Origin of the sequence: Candidatus Avelusimicrobium luingense (assembly GCF_902757105.1) — a bacterium.
In the GTDB taxonomy this organism is placed as follows: domain Bacteria; phylum Elusimicrobiota; class Elusimicrobia; order Elusimicrobiales; family Elusimicrobiaceae; genus Avelusimicrobium; species Avelusimicrobium luingense.
On sequence record NZ_CACVTK010000002.1, the window covers coordinates 180755 to 192985 of the forward strand.

Below are 12231 nucleotides of genomic sequence, written 5' to 3' on the forward strand. Positions count from 1 at the left end.
CTAAAATTGTACTGTCATATTAGCGGCTACATTATAGGAAATATAATCTTCCGTTTTGACGTATGCGTGCTCCAACATCGTAACGCCGCCGCCAAACGTAAAACGTAAGTTTTGAGAAAATTCATAATCTAATGAAGTGGTTAAATCGTATTTTTTGTAGTTATCCAATACTTCCACGGCGGAACGTTTATCGGTGTAACTGATATTGGTGTTCCAAATAATACGGTTCGTGGCCGAGTAAATACGGTTGATAAACGGCAACTTCAACCCATGAGGCAAATTGAAATCCCACCGCAAATTCAAACTCGGGATAGTCTCTTGCGTGCTTTGGCTGATTTTGCCTTGTACCAGCCATTTTTCAAAAGAGGTATGCGTAATTTTAGGAGTGACACGTAAAGACTTAATGTAAAAAGAAGTTTGGGCCGATAAATTTTTCTCGCGCACACGCTCTAAACTTATGTTGGTACGTAAATCATCTTTATCTGAAGATTTATATTGTGCATTGAGCACCGTATCTAAATAATTCCACAACATAAACCGCAAATCCGCCCCGTATTGGCAAGTATCTTGCGTATCGGTACCTGTATTGGTTTGTTCTACCAAACTGTACGATAATTTCAAGTTACTGTTAGAAACCCAATGTTGGGCAAAAACGAATTTTTCCAAATCGGAAATAGAGAATGTTAAATCGGGCAGCGTCATACTGGTAGAATTATAGAGCGTGCCGGTTTGGTCATTTTTCTGTAACGTCTTACTAAAGTTATTGATAATGGAAATCGTTTGCAGCGGGGCGAGCACGCCGGATAATTCATACCGAGAAAGCGGATTCCACCGCTGGGTAGATGTAAAGGTATCACGCAAGGTCATATTTTTACGGTACCCGTAACGCCCCACATCATTAAGCGAACTGCGAATCCATAACTCTTTGCGCGAATCAAACCCGCTGTCCACATCGCTCCAAGCATCCGCGTCCTGGATGCGGTATCCCGACGAAATAACAAACGTACTTAACAGTTTATTATTCGGCAACAAATCACTCCCGTTAAGGGTTAACGATAAACCACCGTCCGCATTACGGGTAATTGTCTTGACTTCGCCCACCCCCACCGAGACCGATGAGCCGGAAGCCGTTAATGTTTTGGCGGACAAATTGTTGTTTTCCACCGTGCTGATATTATAACTGGCCGACGGGGCCAACCACTTGGCGATTTTCCACGTACTGTTAAAACCGGTACGCTGGGTTAAGGCTTTGGGATAGTGCAGTTGGGTGTCGCCCGTAGTTTCGTAGCGGGTGCGGTCTTCGGTACTTTTACGCAAATTGTACGACGGAGTAAAATTAAAATTGTTCGTGGGTTGATAGGTAAATTTAACATTCATTTTTTGGGTATTTTCGTCGGTATTATAATAAGTAACGGACTCTGCATGCCGCACTCGTGCATAATCTATGGACGAATCTGTAATATGATATCCGGCCGAAATGTTTTTGAATACCCCGACGGAATGGCTCAACGTGGCCCCATACGTACGGGCATCATCTTGACGTTGCAAAAGTTGGTAATCGGTTTGGTCTTGTGTATATTCCACACCAATACGAGGGAATTTATCCTTTATAAAATCGCCGCGCACTACGGCATTTTGCCGCTCCACCTTACCTTTATCTAATAAAGAAATGGTGTTATAGTCAGTCGTATCCGTGATAAGCGGCGTTGTAACGGTACTGCGCAGTAATGTGGCGCTCATCGGAAATTCTTTAATGCGGTTAACTTTGACAAAATATTCTTCTTCGGTCGTTTCTTGATTTTTGGCAACCGAGAGCGGTGTTTCAAAGTTACTGTCTTGATGCTTATATTTCGCTCCGACACTTCCCCAGCCGTCCCAGTTCATGGTCAAATCGCCTTTATATGCTTCACCGGTGAGCGTAATGGCATCTGCCAAGTGAATCACATTCAACCACACTTCCCCGTCCGTTACGTCGGTACCGGAACCGGTCGGCTTTTGCACACCGGCTAAAATTAAACTGACTTCGCGGAAATTGAGCAAACCGCCGGGAGCCCGATAATTAAAAATTTTCACTCCATAATTCGGGGCGGACACATCCACAAAAGAATCGGGGATTCCGTCACCGTTTTTATCTACCATTTTGACGGAAATTAACCGCCAACCCGTAAAATCTAACGGCACAACAATCTTATCGTAATTATTTTGCGTACCGACTTTTAAGAAAAATTCCGCCCCCGTATTAGCCGCTTTACTGTGCAGTAAGAAACGAAATTCGCGGTGTTGTGAAAAATCCATACTCTTAAAGTTGCGGTTAGCATAATGTTCGCCGGTCAGCACCGCAATGGCCGGGTCCGAATCGTCGGTTACGCTGCTCCATCCGGTTGTATTAAATTTAAGCCGCAAGGCTTGGTCCAACACATTGGCCGAATCTAACGTACTGCGGTAATTTTGTATGGAGCCGTATAAATAATTAAACACTTCCTGCCCGTCACCGGGAGAACTGAAAATCGGTTCATAGGTAATGTTATCTACATTGTTAATACCGGAGACGGAAAATTCCGACGTTTCAGCCGTCGTGTTCCAAGCCGTTCCGGTAAGACCGACCGTAGCAATTTTGATTTGTCCTTTTAAGTTCGCCCCTTTTTTAAGCGTAATACGCAAATGGCGTACGGCCGTCCACTGGGTTTTATCCGTCATAGTAAAAGGCATTGAATAGGTTTGCCAGGTCGTATTTTGACCGGGGGCCCCCTGAGCGGGATCAAACGTAATCGCCCGACCGGCAAACCCGAAGTTTCCTTCGCCGTTCCATAATGCCAAGGCATCATCTTCTTCAAATTTCCCGTTGCCGTTTAAATCTTGCGTATCAATACGCCCGTTGGGTTGTGCTTCGGGGTTGTATAGATTATTTACAAACGGATTATACCGTTGTTCGGTGCCGTCGGGATTGGTATAGAGCCAACCGATATCTTCGTTGGGGGCTAACGTATTGCGGCAATAAATATCTTCCGTCTTGGGCACGCCTGCTCCGCATTGGGTTGTCATGCCGGAAGCGTTATCGGAATATTCGGAGATATTACCGAAAGTAAAGTTCACGTCCGGACCGCCTGCCTCCCCCAAAATGGTCAATTCAAATGAGGTTTTAGAGGATAAATCTATCCCGCTTTGGCTTAAGGGATATACAATAGAAACTTCATCGCGTCCGTCAAAATCTATACCTTTGGTAAAATCGTAATTTAAAACCAATACTTGTTGTTTATCGTTGGTAGAAGCGATGGCATGCGGGTTAATTTCCAACGCGGGCAAATCTTGTGTATCCCAACGGATAGCATCTAAAAAGTTAGTCAAACCGCGGGCATTAAAAGAAGGATCGGGGTTAGCGGCAATTACCCAATCTTTGAAAATCATAGAGCCGCCCACTTGTTCGCTCGTATCGTTCATACTATCCACCATGGCGTAACCAAACATATTTTGCTTTTTCTGGCTACGGGCACCTTCGGCGCTGAAATCTACATTCACTTTTTCTCCTAATTTAATATCGCGCCCTTTGATATCCGCCCCATATACAAGCAACTCTTTATTGTAAGCCCCTACTTGCGGAACCGTAGACGGTTTTTCTCCCCCCTCTTTAATCATGGTGGCACCCATAATAATTTTGTCAAACAATTTATAATCAAGCCGCCCGCCTAAAACGGAATTGTTGGAACTCGTGCCGGTCAGGGTATCGTAGGTAATATCAATAACGGAATTTTCGGTAATTTCATCGCCTTTGTAAAAGGTAATAAAACCGGATGTATAATCAATATAATAATCGTTATTACGCGCCAACGGGCGTCCGTTTAGAGTAACACGTTCGGATTGCACCACAATATCCGACTCAATAAAATAGGTTTTAACGGTAGATTCGTATTGCACCTTGAAAGTGCGGTTTTTAGACGAAGTCGGAGTAGTATTATATAAGCCGGGGTCATCAGACATACGGCTATCCAACTCAAAAATACCTTTATCAAAATCCATGGTAATCGTGGTAGGATATACTTGCGACGGCGTGGCCGACGGCCCGACGGTTTGCCCGTTTGCATCCAATAATACAAGGGCGAAATTACCTTTTCCGTTGTCTTGCGTGATGTTTTGCGCGCCGATACGGTAATAGGTTTTCATTTCCAACTTATTAGCCGTTTCGGTAGCCGTATTTTCCCAAGGTTTATCGTTCTCGGTTTTGATAAGTTTAATCGTATTGGGAGTAGTCCCGAATTCGCTTAAAGCGCGGCCCTGTGTATTGCGGTAATCTACGGCGATTACACTTTGGGCCGTAATGGAACGTTTAAAAGTAATGATACCGCGGGCATAATCTACCGTATAGTCCACCCCGCGTGTTAACAACTCCCATTGTGCGGTATAAGTCAACGTACCCAAATAATCGGTAGCGGTTTTTTCCACCGGCACAAAAGTTTGCGAAGTCGTATTGCTATTCAAGTAAATTTCTTCAGTACCGGGGGAAATGTTTTGCACATGTCCGGGGGTGCGCCAATCATCATACGCATCCGGTTGCAGTTGGACATCCCCGTGAATGTTTCCGCCGAAAGTTAAATCGTAATACGTACGGCGCAGATAATCGATATCTTTCAGCGATACGATTTCGGACACCCGCGAGCCGACAAATTGCTTTTGTTTGCTCGTCCCTTTAGTTTGAGAACCGATTAAATAGAGATTGGCGTTTTTGTGTTGCAAGTGCATTTTGGCACCGAACAATTGTTTTTGATAGGCGATTAAATCGGTCTGCGGCAACGCCAAATCAATATCACCAAATTCGGCTAGTTGTACAAATTCGCCCGGTTTGCCGCGGTAGGCCACCGAGAGGGTTTTATCCTGTTCGCGCTGATCGTCATAGTCAATATCCACAAACACGCGGTCCATGATTTTACCTTGCATTTTTAATTGCATTTCTTGGTTCATTTCCACGTTGCGTTGGTTGGTGTTGGTGGTGCTGGCGCTTTTGGAAGGTTCTTTGTATTTTTTAGCGGCCATTTTAAGCCCCAGCACATACCGCCCCGTCAAGGCGATACTCGTACCATACAAAGGCAAAGACAAGGTGGGGTTTAGCAAGGTCAAATCCGGGATTGGCTCGGGGGCTTTATCCAACTCATAGGCTCCTTCTACCGAGGTAACGGCTTGCCGCCAAAAAGTGTCGGAATAGTGCAACAAAGCCGCGTCGTCCGGCTGGTCTTCCAACGCCAAGGCGGCTTCTTGTTTAGCGGCTTGTTCTTCTTCAAAAATCGCATATTGGTCTTTATCCACCAAACTGTAAGGCAACGTTTGTGCATAAGACACAAGCGGACTTGCCACCAGTTGGACAGTTATCAGCCAAGCGACAAACAACCGCAGTATTTTCATAAAACGGAAAAATACCTCATTTTTTCATTTTATCACATTTCGCGCACGCACGCGCGCATTACCCGCGTTCGGGCTTTTCCGGCCCATCGGATATTTGTTAAAATAGCAATATGTCCGTTTCTATATTTAACCGCTATATTGCCAAAAGCCTACTCACGTTTTTTGCAGGCGTAGTCAGCGTGCTTACGTTTGTAATTTTTATGAATTACTTTCTGCGCGTGTTGGATATGGCGATGACATACGGTACAAGTTTGGGATGGATTTTATCATCGCTACTAAACATTTTGCCCGATGTGTTTTGTTTAAGTGCCCCGATGGCATTTCAAATTGCGGTCTTGCTGACCTTAACCAACATGAGCGAACAGGGCGAATTGATTGCGTTGCGCGCCGCCGGGTTTTCCTTCAAAGAAATGGTCAAACCGTTACTAGTATGCGCCCTTGTACTTTCCGTGATACTTATTATCTTGGGCAACTGGCTTACCCCCCGCAGTTATAAACAATTTATCAATTTGCGCGAAGAAGCATACAGCAAAATTACCAAAGTAACGCTGGAGCCGAAAACATTTATCAATTTAGGCGATTGGGATTTGTATGTGGAAGATCTGAACAAACAAACGAACACCGCCAGCCAAATTCACTTGGTGAACAAAAAAGATTCCGGAGCCATGAGCACCAAAGTCAATGCTTCCACCGGGCACATTGTACTGACCGATACGGCTATCGGGTTGCAACTCAAAGACGGGCAAATGCAACGCGTGGATAGCAAAGATCCTTCCTCTATGATTGCCGCCAACTTTGACGATTACACCATGAGCATTTCACTCACTAAAACCAACGAACGGCGCCTACGCGTAGGCGAAATGACCACTACCAAATTATTACGCCATTTACGTAATGACCCGCTTACCCAAACGCTTAAAAACGAATTCAGAAGTGCCATCAGTATGCGTAATGTGCTCGCGGTATCGCCACTGATTTTACTGCTAGTTAGTTGCCCGATTGGGTTTTCGCTGGGGAAACGTACCAATAAAGGGGTGGGGATGGCACTGAGTGTAGCCATTATTTTCTCGTTTTATTTACTGATGACATTAGGGCTTTCACTCGGTAAAAAATATGCATTATTATCTTATCCCGGGCCCTGGTTACCGGTGGTAGTGGGTATTATTGTTGGATATTATTTATGGAAAAAACGACTCAATATGTAGGCCGCCCCAAACGGTTATTTCGTTATATTGCCGCCAAATTTTGGGGGCCGTTCTTCTTTGCCATGGGCATTTTTGCCGCGCTTGTAGTATTGGGCGATATGTTTGAGAAAATGAAGAACTTGGGTAACGGCGTTACGACGTTGGGCGACGTCATGACGTATGCCTTTCTGACTTTTCCTAACTGGCTGGCAACAATTATGCCGGTGGCTTGTTTGTTAGGGGCGATTTCCGTTATTTCCGAAATGGTAGCGAATGGCGAATGGACAGCCTGCGTAGCGGGCGGTTTTGCCCCGCGGGATTTGTTCAAACCGGTCATTGCGTGTATTTTAATTGTCTGTGCGGGGACGATGTTGTTACAAGAATTTATCGTTCCGCCCATTAACGTCAAAGCCAATTATGTGTATTATACCCGCATTAAACCGCACCCCGGCTATAACCAGTATTTGGAAAGCGATGTTTTGATTAAAATTTCCCCCCAACAAATGCTCTATGCCAAATTGGTAGATTTAAGCACCGGCACCATGACTCAAGTATCGTTAGATACTTACGATGACGATTGGGATATTGCCGAGCAAACTACCGCCCAAGAAATGGTATGGGATAAAGCAGCCGGACAATGGGTTTTTCACAACGGCACCAACCGCGTTTTTACCGATAAAACCGATACCCAAGACGAACCGTTTGAATCACGCGTTTCGCCGCTGGATATCCGCCCGGACCAAATGTCCATCGGGCGCGTGTCGGAAGAAATTATGGGCGTGCGCGGGCTGACAAAACGTATCAATTTTCATAAGCGCACCGGTATAGCCTCGTATTCAGCCGAAACACTGCGGCAAAGCAAACTGGCCACCCCATTTGCCACGCTGGTGATGTGCCTTTTAGGTATGCCGTTTGCCATTAGCACGCGGCGCAAGAGTAAAATTTTGAATATTATTGCCTCTATGGTGATTGCGTTTTCGTTCTGGGGGATGATTAAGTTTTTCACGTCCATAGGCGAGAACGGATATTTGAATCCGTTTTTAGCGGGTTGGGGGCCGGTGATATTATTTGGAGCATTAGTCTTTTTTGAATTTAAGTGGATGAAATTGTAACAAGTTTTTCTCTGTTACCGACACACCAAGAGCCGTCATGATTAGACGGCTCTTTTCTGTTTTGCCAGCCGCCCATTGAATAAGAACGGCCCTGCTGCGCACAACTTCTCTACATAGAAATACCGGGAATAAATAGACGCGGGCACAACGATTCGTTGTGCCCGCGTTCCTGCTTATAAAAGTGAATTTCCGCCGTTATTTAATCTTTCTAAATGCTCGCCACAAGACGGCTAACAATCCCAAAATCACATACAGTGAAAATACAATAAATACCACGTCTTGCGGGAATTTAATCGTCATAACTACCAAAAACACCACAAACAATAAAAACCACGGGCTGTGGGCTTTTTCGCGTTTAGCCTTAAATGCGGCATACGGCACATTAGATACCATCAAGAGCGACAATACCAACATCGCAAACCAGACGAAGTTATACAGATGAGGTAAATACATCGTTAAAAGTTGAATATTACGTCCGCCGGCATTGCCTTCCATAATACTGTACGAAATAGCAAACGACGCTAAAATACCCGCCGCCGCCGGAGTAGGCAACCCGCAGAAGTATTTTTTAGAACTTTCGCCCGCATACGCCATTGAATTAAATTTGGCTAGGCGTAATACGCCGAAACAGGCATACACACAGGCAATCGGGGCCCCCCAAGTGGGTTGCGTATGAAGTACAAAAAAGTACATAAGCATCGCCGGGGCGGTGCAGAACGAAACAGCATCAGCCAGCGAATCCATTTCAATACCGAAATTGCTTTCTGTACCTAACAAACGCGCCATGCGCCCGTCAAACATATCAAAGATCATCGCAAATAAAATCAGCCACCCGGCATTTGCGTAACTGCCCTTAGCGGCCGCTAAAATAGAGAAAAACCCACACGCCAAATTACCCAGCGTGAAAAGCGACGGTACCGTTACCGCGCCGGTATGTTTCAATTTTTCTACAACTTTAGTTTCTTTTTTTTCGTCTGCCATAGTTTATTTCCATAACGCAAGAACGGTAATGCCGCCTTGCACTTTTTGTCCTTCTTTTACTACAACGCGCACTTTGTTTTTCGGCAAATAGACCGCTACTTGCGAGCCAAAGCGCACAAGCCCGACCCGTTCACCGATTTTTACTTCTTGCCCGGTATGGCGCCAACATTCAATACGGCGTGCAATCGCACCGGTAATTTGTTCCACGTGGGCAAAATTTTCCGGCTGACCGTCTTTGAAAATCTGAATTAAATTGCGTTCGTTTTTGTTAGCATCCGGATGGTCGGCAAATAAAAAGGTCCCTTTATTATAAAAAATTTCACCGATTTTTCCGTGGAGAGTAGAACGTTGGACGTGTACGTCAAAAATAGAAAGGAAAATGCGTACCACTACCGAATTGGGATCATCTTCGGTTTTAATAGAAAGCACCGTTCCGTCAGCCGGGCAAGCAATTTCGTCGTCGGCAAAAACAGTATTGCGGTTTGGATCGCGAAAGAAATACGCACAAAAACAAGCCGCTACCAAAAAGATAACGCATAACGTGTTCCAGTGCAATAACAAACTGCAAAAGGCCAAGATGGCTCCCAGCCCGAACAATTTAAGCCCTAATGGCAAAACGGTAGACACCCAACTAAAACTTTTGGACAAGGTACGTTTGATATCTTCTAACATAGGAGTTTACTGCCGGTGGGATAGATTTGAATGGCAGATTTTAAAGAGTGGGCAGGGGGGGACTTGAACCCCCACGACCTTGCGGTCAACAGATTTTAAGTCTGTCGCGTCTGCCATTCCGCCACCAGCCCTCTGTAATTATTATAGCAAAAAATAAGGTAACGGGTGCAAGAGATTTTTGAAATTCTCCATGCAATCATCGGCTTATTTTTCCGGCAGTTTAAGCGAGTTGTAAAACTTGCGGCAAAATAAACTTTTCACGCCCGCGCTTTTAAGTGCGCTTTGCAATTCGCGGTCATCGGTAACGGCAATCACCCGTTGCCCGGTGCCGGCTAAAAATTCCGCCCGCTCACAAATGATTTGGTCGGCACTATCTCCTTCCGTAAACGAAATATGCACTCCCCCGCGGTAAAGCGGCCCAATAGGGCGAAATGAACCGTCAAAAATGACTTCATAGGTATGCATATTATAACGGTCACAAAGGGAAATTTCTTCTAAGAAATCTAAAAAATCAGCCGTCACTTCTTCTTCCGTACGGGCAAATTCATATAGAAAACTTCGTACCAAATTTAAGCCGTCTATTAAATAGGTAGTAGGTTTAGTGCTGGTATATTGCATGATAAGGTTGCCTTTATTATCAAAAATTGTTATAAGAAAATGATACAATATAATACCGTTCTAAAAAAGCGGTCTTTGACAATTTCCGTATTTTCGGGGGTGTAATAGATTCGACGGGTATCTGTTGCCACTCGGGAGCAAGTGCCGGTTGGCCAGGCCGGCTAAAATAGGGCCAAAAAAATAAGCAACAACAATCAAGTTGCCTGGGCTAACGCTTAGTCCACGGCGCCTTTTGTGTTTTCCATGCGCGAAAGGAACGCCGTCAAACCATGGAATGCTACCCAGCAGGCGCGGTTCGTCTTGCCGGGTATAAGACACACGAACCAAACTGCTAACGTGCCGTCTTGCGCTTAGTTAGCAGTAAATCAGCAAGACTAAACTTGTAGCGTCCGGGAGGAGAAGATGTTCGGACGGGGGTGCGAATCCCCCCACCTCCACTTTTATCTGCGGAAATTGGAATATATAATAAGGAGATTTTATGGCAACGGATATTCGGTTTGGAACAGACGGTTGGAGAGGTATTATCGCGTGGGATTTTACATTTGAAAATGTACGCCGCACCGCACAAGCCCTTGCAGATTACATCAACGAAAACGCTCCGGCGGAAGGACAAGGCAAATCGCCTAAAATTTTTGTTGGGTTTGACCGCCGTTTTATGTCCGATATTTTTGCCAAAGAAATCGCCCACATTTTCCGCTCCAACAAATTAGACGTTACTCTTTCCGATCGTCCGGTTACCAGTCCCTTAGCGGCTTGTTTAAGTTTAAGCAAATTTTGGATTAGCATTATGGTAACGGCCAGCCACAACCCGGCCCAATATAATGGTATTAAAGTGAAACTGGCCGGGGGAGCAGCGTCCGTGCGCGTTACCCGCGATATTGAAGAACTGATTGATAAAAGTTCCATCTTGGCTATTTACGGTCAAGAAGCCCCACAAAAAGATTTAACCGATGTCTATTTGAAATATGTTACCTCACGCGTTAATTTGAAAAAGATTAAAACGCTCAAAGGCAAAGTAGTCGTAGATTATATGTACGGAGCGGCTGCCGGATATGTGGAAAAAATCCTCGGGGACAAACAAGTCATTGCTTTACGCGCCGAACACGATACCACCTTTGGCGGAGGCCAACCCGAACCGGTAGAGAAGAATTTAAGCGAACTGAAAAAAACCGTTGTTGCCAAAAAAGCAGTATTAGGTATTGCTTTTGACGGTGACGGAGACCGCGTAGCACTTGTGGATGAAAAGGGCACCTATTTAACGCCTTGTTTAATTGCCGCCGTATTGTGCGATTATTTCATTAAACATAAAAAACTAAAAGGGAAAATCGTGCAAACCGTTTCTATGGGGTATCTGCTCAAACGTATTGCCCGCAAATATGAAATGTTATTTGAAGAAGTCTGTGTCGGTTTCAAACACGTGGCTGAGTTAATGGCGTTGGAAGATATCGCCTTTGGCGTAGAAGAATCGGGCGGTTTTGCTTGGAAAAACAGTTTGCCGGATCGCGACGGTTTATTGGTTGCCTTAGCCTTTTTAGAAGTAATGACAGCCACCGGCAAAAAAGCCAGCGAACTGTGCGCGCAAATTGCACAAGAGTACGGCGCGTCGGTATATTTACGGCGTGATATTGTGCTTAACAAACCGCTTGTCAAAGAAGTATTTACCGATAAAATTCGCCGCAAAGTACCCAAAAAAATCGGCACGCACAAAGTGGCGGAAATGCTTACTTTTGACGGACTTAAAATTTTATTTGATAACGACGAATGGCTTTTATTGCGTCCGTCCGGCACCGAACCGGTGTTGCGTATTTATGCCGAAAGCACCACTAAAAAAGATACACAAGCCTTATTGGACTTTGGCGAAAAATTAACAGCACCTTTTTTAAAATAACCTATGCTGACTTTAGCCCTAGTAGATGATTCCGGAATTTTACGTGCCGCTCTTAAAAATGTATTAGAAGCGGACGGGTACCGCGTCCTGATAGAAGCGGAAAATTCAAGTGAACTATTTAGCCAACTGGAAAAAAATCCGGTAGATGTGGTGTTGCTGGATGTGTTTTTCCCAACGGAAAATGGGTTGGATATTTTAGCGGAACTTAAAAGACGCTATCCCAAAGTACATGTACTCATGGTAACCGGCATGCAACAAAACAGTATTTTGGAAGAAGCCCAAAAACGCGGGGCGGACGGTGTATTATATAAACCGTTTGATACCGATGATTTACTGACGGCTATAAAACGGCTGAAATAATTTGTAAAAACCCCGGGTTTTACCC

At 44.8% G+C, this 12231-nt stretch carries 8 protein-coding genes, 1 tRNA gene and 1 other RNA gene; 5 read left to right on the top strand and 5 right to left on the bottom strand.

What is annotated here, in order from left to right; translation table 11 throughout:
* The gene (locus tag ACQY3H_RS02345; RefSeq protein ID WP_428074464.1) at window positions 1-5391 is read right to left on the bottom strand and encodes a hypothetical protein; all 5391 of its coding nucleotides are present in this window, start codon (window positions 5389-5391) and stop codon (window positions 1-3) included.
* Between the two features lie 110 nt (window positions 5392-5501).
* Here ACQY3H_RS02345 and ACQY3H_RS02350 point away from each other — a divergent pair, with 110 nt between their 5' ends.
* Both ACQY3H_RS02350 and ACQY3H_RS02355 read left to right on the top strand, forming a co-directional pair.
* Window positions 5502-6596: an LptF/LptG family permease gene (locus tag ACQY3H_RS02350; protein WP_428074466.1), complete on the top strand. Its 1095-nt coding sequence runs from the start codon at window positions 5502-5504 to the stop codon at window positions 6594-6596.
* Window positions 6572-7687 (top strand): LptF/LptG family permease, encoded by a 1116-nt coding sequence (locus ACQY3H_RS02355; protein WP_428074468.1) that lies wholly within the window; start codon window positions 6572-6574, stop codon window positions 7685-7687. Before ACQY3H_RS02350 ends, ACQY3H_RS02355 begins: the two co-directional genes overlap by 25 nt.
* A 195-nt stretch (window positions 7688-7882) precedes the next feature.
* Here ACQY3H_RS02355 and pssA read toward each other — a convergent pair whose 3' ends face one another.
* From pssA to ACQY3H_RS02375, 4 genes are all read right to left on the bottom strand, one after another.
* Window positions 7883-8668, bottom strand: a complete 786-nt coding sequence (gene pssA / locus ACQY3H_RS02360) for a CDP-diacylglycerol--serine O-phosphatidyltransferase (RefSeq protein ID WP_428074470.1) — start codon at window positions 8666-8668, stop codon at window positions 7883-7885.
* 3 nt (window positions 8669-8671) lie between these two features.
* Window positions 8672-9340 (bottom strand): phosphatidylserine decarboxylase, encoded by a 669-nt coding sequence (locus ACQY3H_RS02365; protein ID WP_428074472.1) that lies wholly within the window; start codon window positions 9338-9340, stop codon window positions 8672-8674.
* Between the two features lie 48 nt (window positions 9341-9388).
* Window positions 9389-9471: transfer RNA gene (locus ACQY3H_RS02370), tRNA-Leu, on the bottom strand.
* 73 nt (window positions 9472-9544) lie between these two features.
* Window positions 9545-9958 carry an NYN domain-containing protein gene (locus ACQY3H_RS02375; RefSeq protein WP_428074474.1) on the bottom strand — a complete coding sequence of 138 codons (414 nt, stop codon included), beginning with the start codon at window positions 9956-9958 and terminating at the stop codon, window positions 9545-9547.
* A gap of 95 nt (window positions 9959-10053) precedes the next feature.
* On the opposite strand from ACQY3H_RS02375, the gene ssrA reads away from it, so the two are divergent.
* From ssrA to ACQY3H_RS02390, 3 genes are all read left to right on the top strand, one after another.
* Window positions 10054-10398, top strand: a transfer-messenger RNA (tmRNA) gene (ssrA, locus tag ACQY3H_RS02380).
* Window positions 10399-10436: 38 nt separating this feature from the next.
* Window positions 10437-11846 (top strand): phosphoglucomutase/phosphomannomutase family protein, encoded by a 1410-nt coding sequence (locus ACQY3H_RS02385; RefSeq protein WP_428074476.1) that lies wholly within the window; start codon window positions 10437-10439, stop codon window positions 11844-11846.
* Window positions 11847-11849: 3 nt separating this feature from the next.
* Window positions 11850-12206, top strand: coding sequence for a response regulator (locus ACQY3H_RS02390; protein ID WP_428074478.1), 357 nt, complete (start codon window positions 11850-11852; stop codon window positions 12204-12206).
* Window positions 12207-12231: the final 25 nt, after the last annotated feature.

Coding starts and splice junctions, on each gene's coding strand:
- ACQY3H_RS02345 (WP_428074464.1), bottom strand. CDS start 5,391: ATGAAAATACTGCGGTTGTTTGTCGCTTGGCTGATAACTGTCCAACTG.
- ACQY3H_RS02350 (WP_428074466.1), top strand. CDS start 5,502: ATGTCCGTTTCTATATTTAACCGCTATATTGCCAAAAGCCTACTCACG.
- ACQY3H_RS02355 (WP_428074468.1), top strand. CDS start 6,572: ATGGAAAAAACGACTCAATATGTAGGCCGCCCCAAACGGTTATTTCGT.
- pssA (WP_428074470.1), bottom strand. CDS start 8,668: ATGGCAGACGAAAAAAAAGAAACTAAAGTTGTAGAAAAATTGAAACAT.
- ACQY3H_RS02365 (WP_428074472.1), bottom strand. CDS start 9,340: ATGTTAGAAGATATCAAACGTACCTTGTCCAAAAGTTTTAGTTGGGTG.
- ACQY3H_RS02375 (WP_428074474.1), bottom strand. CDS start 9,958: ATGCAATATACCAGCACTAAACCTACTACCTATTTAATAGACGGCTTA.
- ACQY3H_RS02385 (WP_428074476.1), top strand. CDS start 10,437: ATGGCAACGGATATTCGGTTTGGAACAGACGGTTGGAGAGGTATTATC.
- ACQY3H_RS02390 (WP_428074478.1), top strand. CDS start 11,850: ATGCTGACTTTAGCCCTAGTAGATGATTCCGGAATTTTACGTGCCGCT.